16 protein-coding genes are annotated in these 15286 nt (G+C 65.4%); 7 read left to right on the plus strand and 9 right to left on the minus strand.

Annotated elements, in window-relative coordinates; translation table 11 throughout:
- Positions 1 to 25 precede the first annotated feature (25 nt).
- Both LZC95_52345 and LZC95_52350 read left to right on the plus strand, forming a co-directional pair.
- The gene (locus LZC95_52345) at positions 26 to 1828 is read left to right on the plus strand and encodes a cyclic nucleotide-binding domain-containing protein (GenBank protein WXB00288.1); all 1803 of its coding nucleotides are present in this window, start codon (positions 26 to 28) and stop codon (positions 1826 to 1828) included.
- Positions 1829 to 3160: a protein kinase gene (locus LZC95_52350; protein ID WXA95001.1), complete on the plus strand. Its 1332-nt coding sequence runs from the start codon at positions 1829 to 1831 to the stop codon at positions 3158 to 3160. It abuts the gene before it with no gap.
- Between the two features lies 1 nt (position 3161).
- Here LZC95_52350 and LZC95_52355 read toward each other — a convergent pair whose 3' ends face one another.
- From LZC95_52355 to LZC95_52365, 3 genes are read right to left on the minus strand one after another with little or no spacing between them, the layout of a single operon-like run.
- On the minus strand, positions 3162 to 3896 hold the full coding sequence (locus tag LZC95_52355; GenBank protein WXA95002.1) for a hypothetical protein: 735 nt from the start codon (positions 3894 to 3896) through the stop codon (positions 3162 to 3164).
- A gap of 26 nt (positions 3897 to 3922) precedes the next feature.
- On the minus strand, positions 3923 to 4963 hold the full coding sequence (locus LZC95_52360) for a tetratricopeptide repeat protein (GenBank protein ID WXA95003.1): 1041 nt from the start codon (positions 4961 to 4963) through the stop codon (positions 3923 to 3925).
- Positions 4963 to 5679 (minus strand): hypothetical protein, encoded by a 717-nt coding sequence (locus tag LZC95_52365; protein ID WXA95004.1) that lies wholly within the window; start codon positions 5677 to 5679, stop codon positions 4963 to 4965. Before LZC95_52365 ends, LZC95_52360 begins: the two co-directional genes overlap by 1 nt.
- A gap of 10 nt (positions 5680 to 5689) precedes the next feature.
- Between LZC95_52365 and LZC95_52370 the strand changes: the two genes are divergently transcribed.
- Complete coding sequence (locus LZC95_52370) at positions 5690 to 6289, plus strand: CoA pyrophosphatase (GenBank protein ID WXA95005.1); 600 nt, start codon at positions 5690 to 5692, stop codon at positions 6287 to 6289.
- Between the two features lie 12 nt (positions 6290 to 6301).
- Here the strand turns inward: LZC95_52370 and LZC95_52375 are convergent, their stop codons facing one another.
- Genes LZC95_52375 through LZC95_52385 form a run of 3 tightly spaced genes read right to left on the minus strand, consistent with a single transcriptional unit; the run spans position 6302 to position 7813 of the window.
- Complete coding sequence (locus LZC95_52375; protein ID WXA95006.1) at positions 6302 to 6550, minus strand: peptidoglycan-binding protein; 249 nt, start codon at positions 6548 to 6550, stop codon at positions 6302 to 6304.
- Between the two features lie 3 nt (positions 6551 to 6553).
- Positions 6554 to 7003, minus strand: coding sequence for a hypothetical protein (locus LZC95_52380; GenBank protein WXA95007.1), 450 nt, complete (start codon positions 7001 to 7003; stop codon positions 6554 to 6556).
- Between the two features lie 51 nt (positions 7004 to 7054).
- Positions 7055 to 7813 (minus strand): hypothetical protein, encoded by a 759-nt coding sequence (locus LZC95_52385; GenBank protein ID WXA95008.1) that lies wholly within the window; start codon positions 7811 to 7813, stop codon positions 7055 to 7057.
- Between the two features lie 401 nt (positions 7814 to 8214).
- Here LZC95_52385 and LZC95_52390 point away from each other — a divergent pair, with 401 nt between their 5' ends.
- Both LZC95_52390 and LZC95_52395 read left to right on the plus strand, forming a co-directional pair.
- Positions 8215 to 8712 (plus strand): hypothetical protein, encoded by a 498-nt coding sequence (locus LZC95_52390; GenBank protein WXA95009.1) that lies wholly within the window; start codon positions 8215 to 8217, stop codon positions 8710 to 8712.
- A gap of 34 nt (positions 8713 to 8746) precedes the next feature.
- The gene (locus LZC95_52395; GenBank protein WXA95010.1) at positions 8747 to 9685 is read left to right on the plus strand and encodes an EcsC family protein; all 939 of its coding nucleotides are present in this window, start codon (positions 8747 to 8749) and stop codon (positions 9683 to 9685) included.
- Here the strand turns inward: LZC95_52395 and LZC95_52400 are convergent.
- Both LZC95_52400 and LZC95_52405 read right to left on the minus strand, forming a co-directional pair.
- Positions 9588 to 10202 (minus strand): hypothetical protein, encoded by a 615-nt coding sequence (locus LZC95_52400; GenBank protein WXA95011.1) that lies wholly within the window; start codon positions 10200 to 10202, stop codon positions 9588 to 9590. The two genes, LZC95_52395 and LZC95_52400, sit on opposite strands and share 98 nt — an antisense overlap.
- On the minus strand, positions 10199 to 10819 hold the full coding sequence (locus LZC95_52405; GenBank protein ID WXA95012.1) for a hypothetical protein: 621 nt from the start codon (positions 10817 to 10819) through the stop codon (positions 10199 to 10201). Before LZC95_52405 ends, LZC95_52400 begins: the two co-directional genes overlap by 4 nt.
- A 360-nt stretch (positions 10820 to 11179) precedes the next feature.
- On the opposite strand from LZC95_52405, the gene groES reads away from it, so the two are divergent.
- The gene (groES, locus tag LZC95_52410) at positions 11180 to 11473 is read left to right on the plus strand and encodes a co-chaperone GroES (protein WXA95013.1); all 294 of its coding nucleotides are present in this window, start codon (positions 11180 to 11182) and stop codon (positions 11471 to 11473) included.
- Positions 11474 to 11521: 48 nt separating this feature from the next.
- A complete protein-coding gene (gene groL / locus LZC95_52415; protein WXA95014.1) occupies positions 11522 to 13153 on the plus strand; it encodes a chaperonin GroEL in 1632 nt (543 codons plus the stop codon).
- Between the two features lie 63 nt (positions 13154 to 13216).
- Here groL and LZC95_52420 read toward each other — a convergent pair whose 3' ends face one another.
- Positions 13217 to 15277, minus strand: a complete 2061-nt coding sequence (locus tag LZC95_52420) for a S46 family peptidase (protein ID WXA95015.1) — start codon at positions 15275 to 15277, stop codon at positions 13217 to 13219.
- Positions 15278 to 15286 lie beyond the last annotated feature (9 nt).

Genomic DNA, 15286 nt, shown 5'->3' on the forward strand with positions numbered 1-15286 from the left:
CGTATCAGAAGGTAACGTGTCAGTCATGGACGGCATCCCGCCTGCCGCAAAAACCGACGCGGAGGACGTCGTTTGGGCCCTCCAGACAGCCGACGCTCTCTGGAAGCGGCATGAGAGGGTCGACGCCATCGTGTGGTTGCGAAGGGCCGCGCAAGCGGCCGCCGAGTCGCACAACGATGACCGGGCCCTGAGCCTCGCGCGATCGGCAGCCGAGCTTTCGGAGTTCATTGCTCGCAATCCGTCACCGCCCGGCCGGGCGAGCCGTCCTGAGGGAATGGACGAGCTCGCGGTCGAGGAAGTGGAGCCCATTCAGTTCGATGACGAGATGGTCACGAACTCCCGCGTGGCGAGCGCTCGGTCGCTGGCCGCGATCAGTGGCGAGGTGCCCGTGCCCGCCGAGCTGCGCGCGGCCACGGTGTCGCATGCGGGCGGTCCCGGTGCGAACAACGCCGGGGCTTCCCAAGAACGCGAGCGCCTGGAGTTACCAAAGCGCGTGGCTCCTCCATCGTCTTCGCAGCGCCGGGCCGCACCGCCGCCGCTGCCGCCGCGCCGGCCGCCGATCCCGCCGCTTCCACCTCAGCCCCCGATGCAACCGCGCTTGCCGGAGCCGACGATCAACGTCGAGGAAGAGGAGCTGCTGCCGAGCGCCAATCTGAAGCTGCTCGAGGACGACGACGAGGACGTCGAATCCGTGCCGACGCAAGATGCGCCGCCCCGCCCGGCCGCGGCCCTCCCGGTTCCTTCGCTGGAGCCGGAACCGGAGTCCGAGGCGGAGCCTGCGCCTTCCTCCGCGCTGACCTTCCTACCGGCGTCGGAGCCCGAGCCGGAGGCTTCCCGCTCCTCCGCGTTCGCAATGCTACCGGGGCCCGAGCCCGAGCCCGACCCGGATCTGCCGACCGACGCCGCGGTGTTCGACAGCGTGACGCAGAAGATCAAAGCCGACCTGCGTGCACTGGACGTGTCCGCGCGCCGTTCGGTGGCCGACGACAACGTGACGCCGCCAGCACCGGCCATCCCGGCCGCCTCGTTGCCGCCAGCGCCTTCGCTGCCCTCGGGCCCCGAGCTCACCGTGGCCGAGACGTCGCCGCCGCCGCTCGACCTGTCGTCGCTCGAGGCGTTCGCCGATTTGCCCGACGACGCCCGCGAGGCATTTGCCGCGGCCGCGGAGGTTCACGAGCTGCACGCGGACGAAGAGACCGCGGGCTTCGCCCTGGCCGTGGTCATCGAGGGCGAGGTCGATGTATGTGCAGCCATCGCCGACGCCGCAGGCGAACGCCTCGGCCCAGGCGCCGTGCTTCGCATGCGCGGCTCGGTGGGACCGGACGTGGCCGCGCGCTTCGTGTGCGCATCGGATCACGCGAAGGTGGCCACGTGGAACCTCGACGCCGTGGAGGAAGCTTTCCGCACGTGCCCCTGGGTGGAGAATGATCTGTGCTCCGCCGCGAACCGCACGCACGCCCTCGTGGGTTCGACGATGGGCCCCCTCGGAGAGCGGCTCGACGCGATGCTCCGCAAGCAGATCACGGATCGGCTCGAGGTGCGCCCGCTCGAACCGGGCGACGTGCTGGTCTCCAAGGGCCAGCCCGTGCCGGGCGTGATCCTGGTGGGTACGGGTTATTTGGAAGTGGTGCGTGAAGACGGCACCGTCATCGAACGTGTTTCGTCAGGGCAGTTCCTTTTCTCGAGCTCGATCCTGGGAGGCGGCGCCGCACCTGCAACGGCGCGCGCTTCGACGGAAGGCACCATCGTTCTGTTTGGCGATCGCATGGTGGCGCACGAGCTTTTGCTCACGTGTCCTCCCCTGCTCGAAGTTTTGGCGGGGATGTAAGTGCCGGAGAGGCGAGATTCCGGAACCCTCGAGATTGAGCGTCGCGTATCGTTCGCCAGCGTTGCGCTCGAGACGCTGAAACCCGGCGTCGTCTTGATGCAAAAGTACAAGATCGAGAGCGTTCTCGGTCGCGGCGGAATGGGCGTTGTGGTGGCCGCGCTGAACATGGCCATCGATCAGCGGGTGGCGCTGAAGTTCCTGACGTCGGAGAGCCAGCGGAGTCCGAGCTCGGTCGAGCGCTTCACGCGCGAGGCAAGGGCGGCGGGGAAGCTCAAAAGCGAGCACGTTGCGAAGGTGATCGACGTGGGGCGCGTCGATTTCGGCTCGCCCTACATCGTGATGGAGCTTCTCGAGGGCGGCGACTTGAAGCAGCTGCTCACCGACGACGGGCCGCTGCCGGTTTCCCGTGCGGTGGACTACGTGCTCCAAGCGATCGACGCCGTTGCGGAGGCTCACAAGCACGGGATCGTGCATCGCGACTTGAAGCCCGCGAATCTCTTTCTGACGAAGCGCGAATCGGGCGAGCCGATCATCAAGCTTCTGGACTTCGGGATTTCCAAGTTCCAAGACGTGACGGACGATTCTCCGGACCGTCCCGGGATCACGGTGACATCGTCCTTTCTCGGGTCGCCGGCCTATGCGTCCCCCGAGCAGTGTCGCTCGCCGAAGTACGTGGACGCGCGGAGCGATATTTGGTCGCTCGGGGCCGTGCTCTACGAGCTGGTCACCGGGAAGCGCCCCTTTCGCGGCGGGTCGGAAGCGGAGGTGTTCGCGGCGGTGCTCGAGCACGAGCCTCCGCCGATGCGATCCTTGCGGTCGGAAATTCCGTCCGCGCTCGAGGCGGTGGTCTCGCGTTGCTTGCGCAAGAAGCCCGAGGATCGCTTCCCCAGCGTGGCCGATCTCGCCGTCGCTCTGGTTCCACTCGGTACCGGTCAATGGAACGCGTGCGCCGAGCGCGCGGTGAGCCTCCTCGGCCATGACACGACGAGCGTCTCCAGGGAGCGCCGTCGCCGTTCGGGCCGGCGCTTTTTCATCGTCGCCGCGATCCTTCTCGCCGGCACCGGCGCCGCCGTCGTTGCCATGCGCCATCGCGCACAGGTTCCTCCCGCGCCCGAGCCCGTCGCCTCCGCGCCCGCGCCGCCCTCATCTCTCCCCGCCGCGACGATCAGCGCCCCCGAGCCTTCCGCAACGCCCTCCGTCACCGCCTCCGCCGTGCCCTCCGCAAAACCGGCGACCAAACCGAGCACCTCGGGCTCGGGCCGCTCCCGCACGCCCGACGGCGGCAAGAAAGAGCCCCCCTCGGTCGGCAGCCTCCTCGAAACGAGGCAGTGAGCTACTTCAAATCGAGAACGATGTTGTCGTGGCGAACGATCACGCTGACGTTCTGTTCCTTCACCCAAAAAATGCCCACGCTCAGCAAAACCTCGGCCTTGGGCCACGGGCCTTCAAGGTTCGTATCGACGGTGGTCGTACCCTCGAGGGCTACGGTGAGATGGCGCTTCTCGACATCGACGTGAATGTCGTATCGCTGCCATTTGCCCTCGACGGGTTTGGGGCCGGTGAAGGGGGAATCTGCATAGCCGGCGGCCCCGAGAAATTCCGATACCTCGCCGGAGTTGGTGGTGATTTTGAACTCGAGGCTGTGGTGATTCGCAGTGTCGGGTGCGAAGTCGAGGTGGGCGATGGATGCGTTGACGGGGCTGACGGGACCCTTCTCCATGAACAGGTCGAACGAAAGACGGATCTCCTTCGGAAGGCCTGGAAACTTCCGGACCATCATCGAGCGTTGGTCTTCCTTGTGCGCAACCTCCGACAGAAGCGCGAATGGCGGGGACACGACATTCGCCTCATCGACCGTGAGTCGGTTGGGCGATTCCGATACTCTGGTGAAGCCGTCGTAAAACGACTGCCCATCGTCGAAGTCGCGGCAGAACGTGACGGGGGTTTGCAGTTTTTGGCAGAAGCTTGGTGGCGCGGGAGGGGCGTCCACGCCGGCGTCCTTCGACAGGGCGGGAAGATCCTTCACGTCCAACAAGGAAGAGCAGGCCAGGACGCCGACCGCGCTCATTCCGAGAACGGCCCACCTCGCGCGCACTAGAATGTACCCTTGGCGGTGAGCCATGCGCTCCCCGAGCGCGGATCCGCCGAAGGAACCAATTGCCATCGCGCATGCGACGGCGTTGGGGTGCGCGGGGCCGTGAACCAGAGAATGCCTGCGCCCACCAGGGCGGCGCCGCCGGCGATGAAGGCCACCGTGGAGATGGCGCCGTCGGTTTTCACCTCGCGACCTAGCTCGATCGCGTCGTCGGGGCACCCTTCGGGGGTGCACTTGTCCTTGGCGTCGGACCACTTCGACGACGCCTTCAACCCGAACGCCGTACCCACGCCCAGTCCAACGACGCCCACACCCGCGACCACCACGGCCAGCGTTTTGCGTCCCGACCACGTGCTCGCAGGGGCCGATTCCGAAGGCTGCACGGGCTCCGGCTTCGCGGGCACCGGCTTCACGATGGGGGGCTGCTCCACCGGTGTGTCTCCTGCGACCGCGCGCTGCAATGCCGACGCGGGGATCACCACCTCGATGCTCGCGCGGGGCGCCACGGTCACGTGGGTCGACCATAAAGGCTTGTCGCCCAGCACCACTTCCAGCGCGTGCTCGCCCGGATCGATCGGCACCGCCGCCCCCAGCACCATGCGATCCACGGTCAGGCCGTCGCGATGAATGATGGCGCCCGGCGGCAGGGTCTCGGCCTTGATGGTCAACCGCGCCAGCTGCTGCGAAAGCACATGCGCCCGCTCCCGCGCGTAGTCCTGTCGCTCGCGTTGCTGCGCACGCATCGCCAGCTCCGCAGCCTCCACGTAGCGCGCCCACGCACTCGCGGTCTGCCCGGTTTGCTCGTAGCAATGTGCAAGGTTCAGCACCGTGCCCGCCTTCGGGTCGATGCGATGGCTGCTCTCGAACTTCGCGCACGCCTCGGCGTAGCGCCCTTGCTTCATCAGCGCCTTGGCGTCGTCGAACAGCGCCTGCGCCGTCACCGCGTCCGGTTGCGCCCCCGCTCCCGACTGCGCGCGGGCGGGCTGCACCGCCAGAAGGCACACGGCGGCCGCCATGGCATGCACCACCCTACGACGCATCAGAATTTCACCACGTGGCCGTCGCCGAAGGCCGCCTGCGGCGCATTCGGGTCGATGTCCCAGTGGAGCTCTTCGTTCCCTTCGGCGCCGGCGAAGCGCAGACCGAACCACTTCGCGTCCGGTGCGATCGAGGGGCGCCCGTTTCCGTAATACCGCGGAAACTTGATGCGAAACGCCTGCCGCCACACCGTCGTGTACGGGAAGTACGTCCGCTCCAGCGCGCCCGGCTTGGGGATCGCCTCGATGTTCACCGGTGCGGTCTCGTTGCCTTGGTCGTCGATGAGACGCACGATCCACGCGCTGTTCGGCTTCGTCAGATCGGTCCAGCGCCGGTTGCTTCCGTAGAGTGCGATGTAGAATGAATGCGTCTCCCGGGTTTCGTTCAGCGTCGTCTCCAAGAGCGTGCGCCGCTGATCGACCGTGAGGCGGAAGTCCTGGGCGTAGCGGATGACGTAGGCCCAGCGGAAGTCCCATGACTGGTACGTTGCGGTCACCGTGAGCAGGTCATCCAGCTCCGACAGCACGATGAGGCTGGCGTTGCGCGTCCAGCGCTTGAGCACCTGCGGATAATCGGACGCGACGTACTCGCGGGTGCCGGTTCCCATCGCCACCTTGGGGTCGCCGCAGCCGGACGAGCCCCCAAGGGTCATGAGAATGCCCGCCGCCATCACGAACGCCGCCCGCCGCTTCATGCCGAGCGATGCTACTACTTGCATCGCCTACCCGATGTTAGATTCCTACGATCTTCCCACCGTTCGAGAGCGACTTGCCCGTCATCCGCATGGCCCCCTGGAGGCCGAAACCGAAGGCCGCATGGCTGCCGTTGCCGCCATTTTGCGTGACGGGCACGACGGCGAGGACGCGGAAATCCTCCTGATTCGCCGCGCCGAGCGGGCGCGGGATCCCTGGTCGGGGCACATGGCCTTCCCCGGCGGACGCCGGGAATCGGTCGATCGCACCATCGTGGACACGGCCATCCGAGAGACGCGCGAGGAGGTCGGTCTCGACCTCGCCGCGCACGGTACGGTGCTTCACCGACTTCCCAACCGCGCCGCCACCGCGCGCGGCAAGATCACCGATCTCACGGTGGCGGCCTTCGTCTTCGAGCTTCCGCGCGCCGAAACGACGCTCACTTCCAATGGCGAGGTCGCCGAGGCGATCTGGACTCCATTGGGTCCGCTCGCGCGGGGAGAGACGGTGACGACCTTCGAGTACGTGCACGAAGACACCGTGCTGACGTTCCCCGGTTACCGCGTCGGGGAGCGCGTCGTCTGGGGTCTCACGTGGCGCATGCTGCAAGCACTTTTCACCGTGCTGCACGCATAACGCGAATCGCGACTACGCGTTCGCCGATGCCGTCTGCAAGGCGCTGAGCAACTCGCGCCGTGAATTGGGCCCGATGAGACCATCGGCGGTGATGCCGACCGACTCCTGGAAGGCCTTCAGCGCGGCGCGGGTCTTGGGACCGTCGAGGCCATCGACCTCACCCGGATCGAAGCCGAGGAAACCGAGCGCGGTCTGGACGCCTGCCGTGTTGGCGAGATCGATGCGGCCGAACTTTTCGGACTCATGAATGGTGTCGCTCATGGCTTACTCCTTCTTGTCCGTGATCTGCGCGATCTTTCCCGCCGAATCCCAGCAGAATCGCGTGTCGTGCTTCGTCGTGCCCGCGGTGCTCTCCACGTTGTAGCACTGCAAGGTGCCGAGCTTTTCGGACTTGGTGACCTTCGCATCCTTGAGACCGAGCGTCCCCAGAGGGTTCGCCTGCACCGTCTTGCCGCCGTACTTCGTGAGCGCTTTCTTCGTGCCAGCAGGGGTGCCGTCGAGCGCTCCGAGAAACTCCTTCATCTCGGGGCTCGCTTCCGGTTCCCCCGTTGCCGGTGCCGGAGTTGGGGCCGGCGGAGGCGGTTCGGGCGTGGGCGGCGGTGCCACCGGCGCGCTGGATGCCGTCGTCGTCGACGGCTTGGGTTTCTCTTCTTCCTTCGAGCACGCCATCGACGACAGAGCGCACAACGCAAGAAGCGGTACGTATGATCGCATGGGGATCCCTCCCGGAGGTGAATGACGCGAATGACGTTAGAACGGGTACGCTCAGTACTCCACGTTCAAAACGCCGAACGAACCGATGATGTACGGATTGGGTACGTTTTGCGGTTCGCGTCGCTCACGGCAGAGAATGACGTAGTCGGTCTCCCACGCGAAGGCCATGTGCTTCGAAATTCGCACGGCGACTCCCGCACCGAACTGCGTCGCGTACTCCTGGTTGCGCGGATAAAACGGCAGCAGATCCGGGTCGTAGCGCCACTCGCCCGCACCAACGTGGAAGAACGGCACGACGGGTCCGTCGCCCACGGTCAGGCGACCGATGAGCATGCGGCTCGAGCGGGTCAGTCGAATCTGATCCGATGGTACCGCCCCGCTGCCGGCGAGGGAGATGGCTCCCTTCCAGTCGCGTGCGATGAGTGACAACCTCAAGCGCGGCTGGAACTCGCCCTTCTTGGGATTCGGTTCCTTCGTTGTCCCCTTGTCGACACCGGCGGGCGCCCCCATGGTTCCGACGTGCGCGAATTCGAGAGTTCCCGCTCGAACCAATCCGTCCCGTACGGCCGGATCGCGCGATGGAAACATCGCTTCGAGCTCGACCAAGGAGGGCGCGCGTAGTCTTCCCGTGACATCGCTCGGCGTGTTGGTGCCGCGCGTTTGGGTCGACTGGTAAAAGAGGCGGACGCCTTGATCGATCAGCTTGCCTAGATCGAATCCGCGCCCAGGATCCCCAGGTTCAGCTCGTGCCTCGCCCGCGACGGTGCTGAGGCCGAGTATTGCTGCTGCCATGGCAACGATGCAGCGCATCCTCTTCACGATAGCAGGGGATCTTGTTGCGTCATCGCGACGACTACGCAAAAAACGTAGTCCATACGAGGCGTTATCTCGGGACATCGTTCTACGATCTCGTTCAGCAAGCTACATGCCCGTACTGCGTTTGACGCGGTGAGCGAGTGCGCTCGAGGACGGGCATCGCGCGGGACCCATAGGCGGTGCAAGATCCCGCCCGCGAAGCGCGTGGCGATTTTCCCCGTGTCACACTAGATACATGTCCTCGGCTGCGCGTTTCTGATCGCCAAAAAGCCGGGCGGCGATAGTGAGGTGGGACGAAGAAGGACGGATCGTTCGACCCCCAGCTCGCGCACTTCCCATTCGGGATACTGGGCTTCCATGTAGGTGTTGGCGTGCGTTTTGCTGCCTCTGCGGGCATGACAAGCCACCTCCCTCCGCCCCCGCGCCCTTGTGACGTGTTGCTCGTCGCGGAGCATGGCACCCGCTGGGCTCGATGGATGAGCGGACTCGCTGATGCAGGGGTGTCGCTTGCAGTCATCATCCAGCGCTCGCACGAATCGCCGGAGCGGTTTGCTCAGCGAGTGCGCGAACGCACCGCTGCGCTGGCCTTGGTGAAGAGGCTCCCGCCCACGGTCTTCTTCGTAGCTTCCCGTCGCATCGACGATCACAGCGAGCGAGGCCGCGCCACGCTCGCGCGCACCCTCGTGCAGACACTTGCACGTGCAGCGCGCCCTCAGGGGAAGCTGCTCCTTGCGTGTGACCGCAGCACCACCCATGAAAGCATTGTCGACATGAAGCGCATCGCAGCCAGCGAGGCGCTCCAACTCGGTCGCACGGTTCGCGTCGCCTCGGCGCATGCGGAGCGAGGGTCGTTCTTGCCGACGCCTCCCGAGCTCCCTCTTCCGGCTGCTTGATCTTTCGTCCCTCCCTCCAACGAACGAGAACGCCGTGAACTCTTCGCACGATTTCCCGCCTCCCTCGGGATCGCAGCTGACGCCCTACGAGCAGTCCGCGCTCGACGACGTCGTGGCCGAGTCGCTGTCACCGTACCGAACGCCGATCTCGACGTTGGTGCACGTGTTGAACGGCCCCGTGGCCTCGGAGGCCGAGCCCGACATGATGGCCCGCGGCATCTGGCGCTTCCTCGCCGCCGCCACCGATCTGGCCTCGCGCACGGTCCCGAGCGAGCGACTTCGTGAGCTGCGCCGTCTGGCCATGCGGCCGATGCGCTCGGTCGCGGACATCGCGCGGCTCGACCTCTGGGAGGTCGACGAGACCGCGCGATGGCTCGAGTCGAAGTACGCCATCATGGGTGCGCTCTTGGGGGTCGGCACTGCGGCCTTCGGGCTTCGCGGGCTCATGGTGGGCAAGCCGCTCGTGACGTGGCTGGCCATGCGGCAGATCAGCGAGTACGGCCGGCGTTATGGGTTCGACTTGAGCGATCCGCACGAGCGCACCTTCGCGACGCAGATCTTCGTCGCGTCGCTATGCCCGCGCCTGCTGCCGCGCGACGCCGCGCCGGACCATCTCTCCGCGGTGACGAATGCGGCGAAGCGCGTGTCACGCTTCGCCGGCGTGCTCGACATGGTGCGCGGGGTGGTTCGCAAGGTGATGCGCTCCAAGAAGGTGCGCGCGAGCCCGGTCATCGTGGCCGTCGGCGCGGCCGTCTACAGCGCGTGGTTCATGCGCGGCGTGGCGCGGACGGCGGCCATTGCCTACCGAGAGCGCTTCATCGCGCGCAAGCACCACGTGCCGGTGGCCGCGCTCGAGCCCTTCGAGCAAATGCCGCCTACCATGCCGTCGCGTAGCGAAGCTTATCCGCCTGCCCCATACGGAAGAAGCGACGAAGCTCGTCCCGCATCGGCAAGAGTCGGCGTGGTGCGATGAACTCGCGTTCGAGCCGCCGCGCGAACTTGGCCGCGGTGGCGTTCGCAACGCGGTAGCGATCGCCGGGCTCGCTGCCCGGCGCGTGCTGAAAGCGAACCTGCTCGTAGAGTCGCTCGCGCAGCGATTCACTGCGCGCCACGGACGGCGTCGAAGCCAGCAGCACGACGTACTTGTCGACCTCCGCCTGGAGCTCGAGCTCGAGTTGCGTCGCCCCGCGGTTCACACGCGCGCGCTCCGCGACATAGACGAAGTGGCTCACGCCCTCGATCAATTGGCAGAGCGCATCGAGGGAAGACGTGAGCGAGGGCAGGTGCAGCGCCATCTCCAGCACGCCGTCCTCGCCTTGCCGAATCCGCAACGATTCGCGTTCGCCTTCGCACACCGGCTGCACGAACGCGTGCACGTCGGGTGCGTCCTCGATCTGATAGAGGCGCTCCAGGGCGCGCTGCACCGTGCGCGCGAGCGCCCTTTCTCTGACCAGATCGACGCCGTTGCCAACGAGCTGCCGCTCGCTCACTGAAGAACCCCTTTGGGGCCGCGGGTGGGCACGAGCCCCTGGGAGCTCAGAGCTTGCGCGAGCTTGTCGCTTCCCGTCTTGAGCCAGCGCTCGTACAACTTGAGCAGACCCTTCGACCCGGCGGCGCCCTTGGCGATCGTGTCGTCGGCGACCTCGCCGATGATGGTCACCAACGTCGCGAACTTGTCCGAGAGCTCGCCGAAGATGTCCGGCGCGGCCTCCTTCTTGGTGTCCGTGGCGGCCGGCCCTCGAAGCAACATCGAGCTCGCGGTCCCATACGCGGTCTTCCCGATGCCGATGAGGTAGCTTTGCTCCACCCCACGCGCCTCGAAGTGGTCACCGAAGAACCCACTCGCGTACAGCACTCCGTCGCCCAGCGTACGCAACCGCTCGAATCGTTCGGCGGGCGCCGCGGTGTGGAGTGCTTCGTCGAGAAGGAACGCCAGAGGCCGATCCATGGTCTCTTCGGCGCGGCCATCCGGCCTTGCGAAATCCGCGAGGAGCCCGACGATGTAGGTCGTCGCACCTGCGGTGACGGTTACCCCCCGTGTCCGAATCGCCTCTTCTACGATCTGGTGGAAGAAGCCCGAGATGGAAACGGTTGCCACGATGGACATACCTGAAAGCTAACTTCCGCCAAGAAGTCGTGCAATTTCACGCTGATGCGTATGGTCGAGACTTCTTCCGGAAACAAGCACTCGCTGGGGTAGTGTGACAGCTCACATTGTGTTACATACGGCGACACTAACGGACGCAGCGGCTCATCCCAAAATGTACTTGAATCTCAGGCATGTAGAGCATTTTTGGGGCGCTCGTCATTTCCCGCTGCATGGACCTTGACCCGATAGGGAGCGCGATTATCTTGCGCGCGGCCCGTTAGCACTCACCCCAGATGAGTGCCAGCAATCGACCGGCCCAGCAGTTTCGGCGGGGTCGCTCTGCGTCCCCGTCCACCTGAAACACCAACGGAGAACATCATGTCGAACATTCGTCCGCTGCAGGATCGCATTCTACTCAAGCGCGTGAAGGAAGAAGAGAAGACCAAGGGCGGGATCATCATCCCCGACACCGCAAAAGAGAAGCCGATCGAGGGCGAGGTCGTTGCTGTCGGCAATGGCAAGATCCTCGAGAACGGCACCGTCCGTAAGCTCGACGTGAAGGTGGGTGACCGCGTGCTGTTCGGCAAATACAGCGGCACCGAGGTGAAGGTCGACGGCGAAGAGCGCCTCATCGTCCGCGAGGACGACATCCTCGGCGTCATCGAGAAGTGACCGCGGGTTCCTCGAAAATTCTCTGAAAAGACACGAAGAGGCTAAAAAATGGCAGCGAAAGAAATCGTTTACACCGAGCACGCACGGAACCTGATTCTCGCGGGCGTCAACGCGCTGGCGGACGCCGTCAAGGTGACCCTCGGACCGAAGGGACGCAACGTCGTCATCGAGAAGAGCTTCGGCTCCCCGACGGTGACCAAGGACGGCGTCACGGTTGCGAAGGAAATCGAGCTCGAGAACCGTTTCGAGAACATGGGCGCGCAGATGGTGCGTGAAGTCGCTTCGAAGACGAGCGACGTGGCCGGCGACGGCACCACCACGGCGACCGTGCTCGCGCAAGCGATCTACCGCGAGGGCAGCAAGCTCGTCGCCGCGGGCCACAACCCGATGGAGATCAAGCGCGGCATCGACAAGGCGGTCGAGGCGATCGTCGATGGGCTCAAGAAGCAGGCGAAGCAGACCAAGGATCCGAAAGAGATCGCCCAGGTCGGCGCCATCAGCGCGAACGGCGACAAGGAAATCGGCGACAAGCTCGCCGAGGCCATGGAGAAGGTCGGCAAGGAAGGCGTCATCACCGTCGAGGAGAGCCGCACCGCCGAGACGACGCTGGACGTCGTGGAAGGCATGCAGTTCGACCGCGGCTACCTCTCGCCGTACTTCGTCACGGATCCGGAGCGCATGGAAGCGGTCCTCGACGATCCGTACATCCTCATCAGCGAGAAGAAGATCAGCAACATGAAGGATCTTCTCCCCGTTCTCGAGGCGATTGCCCGTCAGCAGAAGCCGCTGGTCATCATCGCCGAGGACATCGAGGGCGAGGCTCTCGCCACGCTCGTCGTCAACAAGCTCCGTGGCACGCTCCACTGCGCCGCCGCCAAGGCCCCCGGCTTCGGCGACCGCCGCAAGGAGATGCTCAAGGACATCGCGACCCTGACCGGCGGTCAGGTCATCGCCGAGGATCTCGGCCTCAAGCTCGAGAACGTCACCATCAGTGACCTCGGCCGCGCCAAGCGCGTCACGCTCGACAAGGACAACACGACGATCGTCGACGGCTCGGGCAACAAGGACAAGATCAAGGGCCGCATCGCGGAGATCCGCGGCCAGATCGAGAACACCACGTCCGACTACGACCGCGAGAAGCTCCAGGAGCGCCTCGCCAAGCTGGTCGGCGGCGTTGCGGTGGTCAAGGTCGGCGCTGCGACCGAGACCGAGATGAAGGAGAAGAAGGCCCGCGTCGAAGACGCGCTCCACGCGACCCGCGCGGCCGTGGAAGAGGGCATCGTGGCCGGCGGCGGCGTGCCGCTCGTCCGCGCCCAGGCCATCCTCGACGGCATCAAGGTGAGCGACGAGCAGAAGTTCGGCGTGAACATCATCCGTCGCGCCATCGAGGAGCCGCTCCGCCAGATCGTGGCGAACGCGGGCCTCGAAGGCTCGATCGTCGTGCAGAAGGTCAAGGAAGGCAAAGACGACTTCGGCTACAACGCCGCGACCGACACGTATGGCAACCTCCTCTCCGAGGGTGTCATCGATCCGGTCAAGGTCGTCCGCACCGCGCTGCAGAACGCGGCCTCCGTTGCGAGCCTCATGCTCACGACCGAGTGCCTCGTTGCCGAGCGTCCGAAGGAGGAGAAGGCTCCGGCGGGCGGCGGTCACGCAGGTCACGGCCACGGCGACTTCTGATCGCGCCTAACGTCGCGTTGAAGTGAAGACGAGCCCCGGGCGGTTACCGCTCGGGGCTTTTCTCTATGTGTGGGTGAGCTCGCGCACGAGCGGGCCGGCACCGTAGACCTTGTCGAGGGCCTCGAGGATGACGGCCGGGTGCACGTTCACCGTGCGCTGCGTGCTGTCGCCGTAGACGAACTGGTTCGACAGAAAGCTGGCATTGCCGTCGAAGACGAGCCCAGTGAGTTCGCCCTTGGCGTTGACGAGGGGACTGCCGCTGCTTCCCGTGGTGATGTCATGGGTCGAGACGAAGTTGAACGGCGTGCTCGCGGCGAGCGAAGCCTTGGCAGCTTCCCACGGTGGCGTCAGCTTGTAAGGCACCTTTCCCGTCGCTCGGCCGTAGAGTCCCGCCACGTTGGTGCTCCACGGGATCGCCTTGCCATTCTCGGTGTACCCCTTCACGACGCCCACACTGAGGCGCAGGGTCGCCGTGGCATCGGGCGCGCCCTCGGTGCCGCGAATCGCGAAGACGGCTTGCGCCATGCGCTCACCTTGTTTCCGCGAGGGGGCTTCGACCTCGTCCTCGTAGCGCTTTCGAATGGCGCGTGCGTCGGGATCCAGGGCTCGCATCAAGACGATGGCCGGATCGGTCGAGTCCGCGATGGCTTGCTTGCCACCTTCGGCCAGCCTTCGTCGCGCGTACACGTCGAACAGCTTCGAGCCGGCGACCACTTCGCGCGCAGCCCGCGCGGGGGTACGGCCGCCCAGGAGCGTCTTCACGGCGGGATCGTCGACGCCGAGATGCTGCACGGCGGTTTCGATCCAGCTTTGCACCGCGATCACCTCGGGCTCGCCGTCGATGGGCGCCGGAGAAAAGAGTCCCAATCGAAGCGCAGCGAGATTGGCATCGCGGTATTCGCGCAATCGCTTGTCGTCTGCCGTTTCCAGCTCCGCTGGCAGACGAATCAACGTGCGCGCGATGCGCAGAATGCGCGAGTACGAGGCTTTCTCGAGGCACGCATACCGCTTGAAGATCTCCGCGTTCTTCTTCTGCGTGGTGCCGATGTCGTCGAAGAGGGAGCCATACGCCGCTTTCCATTTCGGCTCACCGTCGATGGCCCGGCGGAGGCTTGCTTCCTCGTCGCCCTTTCTCTTCATGAGCACGGGATCCTTGAGGCCCCGCAGCCATCCGCCGACGGCCTTGAGCAGATTCTCGTGCGCATGGAGCGTGGCTGCGGACTGGCGCACGGCCTCCGCGCCCTCGCGCGAGTAGATGCGCAGCTTGTCGACCATGCGGCGGCTATGGTCGAGCAGGTAAGGGTACTCCGCGTCGCGCAGCGTGGCGAGTTGGCTCATGCTCAGCAGGCGTTCCGTCGACTGCGGATGGCCACTGGCAAACAAGGTCTCGCCCTCCTTCGGGCCCGCGACGTTCCAGGACAGATACTCTTTCGGGTGCAGCGGCTGATCGTTCTCGTAGACGCGATAGATCGCGACGTCGAAGCCATAACGCGGATAAGCGAAATTATCGGTGTTCCCGCCGAAGTTGGCCATCGCCTGCTCCGGTGCGAACACCAAGCGCACGTCCGCGTAAGTCTTGTAGGTATAAAGGTCGTATTTCCCTCCTGCGTACAGGGGCACCACCTCACAGCGCGATCCCGCGCGCGTGCAACCCCGTTCGAGCTCCGCCATGACGCCCTTCATGGCCACGTTGGCCTCGGCGTCGTTCATGTCGGGTTTGCGCGCCGCCCGCACCTTCTCGGTCACATTCTCGATGGACTGCAGAACGCGCACCTCGAGCCCGGCGCACTTCCCCTCCGGGCCATCCCTGCCGGCGAGGAAGCCGTCTCGCATGTAGTCTTTTCCGGCGCGCCCGAGCCTATCGATGCAGTTCTCACCCACATGATGGTTCGTCAGGACGAGGCCTGTCGGCGACACGAACGACCCCGTGCCCTTGCCGAAGGCCACGCTGGAGAGGCGCACGTGATCGAGCCATCCATCGTCGATGCTCGTGTGGTGCTCCTTCTGAATGCGCTCTTTTGGAATCATGTCGAAGGGCCAAAGCCCCTCGTCGGCCCGCGCCTGCGTCGAGCCCGTGGTCACGAGCAACCAGGCAAGTGCACCTGCAATACGAATCGTCCTCACGGCGTGTTC

The organism is Sorangiineae bacterium MSr12523 (assembly GCA_037157775.1).
In the GTDB taxonomy this organism is placed as follows: Bacteria; Myxococcota_A; Polyangia; order Polyangiales; family Polyangiaceae; genus Pendulispora; species Pendulispora brunnea.

Coding starts and splice junctions, on each gene's coding strand:
- LZC95_52375 (WXA95006.1), bottom strand. CDS start 6,550: ATGAGCGACACCATTCATGAGTCCGAAAAGTTCGGCCGCATCGATCTC.
- LZC95_52385 (WXA95008.1), bottom strand. CDS start 7,813: ATGCGCTGCATCGTTGCCATGGCAGCAGCAATACTCGGCCTCAGCACC.
- LZC95_52390 (WXA95009.1), top strand. CDS start 8,215: ATGACAAGCCACCTCCCTCCGCCCCCGCGCCCTTGTGACGTGTTGCTC.
- groES (WXA95013.1), top strand. CDS start 11,180: ATGTCGAACATTCGTCCGCTGCAGGATCGCATTCTACTCAAGCGCGTG.
- LZC95_52355 (WXA95002.1), bottom strand. CDS start 3,896: ATGAGCGCGGTCGGCGTCCTGGCCTGCTCTTCCTTGTTGGACGTGAAG.
- LZC95_52365 (WXA95004.1), bottom strand. CDS start 5,679: ATGCAAGTAGTAGCATCGCTCGGCATGAAGCGGCGGGCGGCGTTCGTG.
- LZC95_52405 (WXA95012.1), bottom strand. CDS start 10,819: ATGTCCATCGTGGCAACCGTTTCCATCTCGGGCTTCTTCCACCAGATC.
- LZC95_52370 (WXA95005.1), top strand. CDS start 5,690: ATGTTAGATTCCTACGATCTTCCCACCGTTCGAGAGCGACTTGCCCGT.
- LZC95_52380 (WXA95007.1), bottom strand. CDS start 7,003: ATGCGATCATACGTACCGCTTCTTGCGTTGTGCGCTCTGTCGTCGATG.
- LZC95_52360 (WXA95003.1), bottom strand. CDS start 4,963: ATGCGTCGTAGGGTGGTGCATGCCATGGCGGCCGCCGTGTGCCTTCTG.
- LZC95_52345 (WXB00288.1), top strand. CDS start 26: ATGGACGGCATCCCGCCTGCCGCAAAAACCGACGCGGAGGACGTCGTT.
- groL (WXA95014.1), top strand. CDS start 11,522: ATGGCAGCGAAAGAAATCGTTTACACCGAGCACGCACGGAACCTGATT.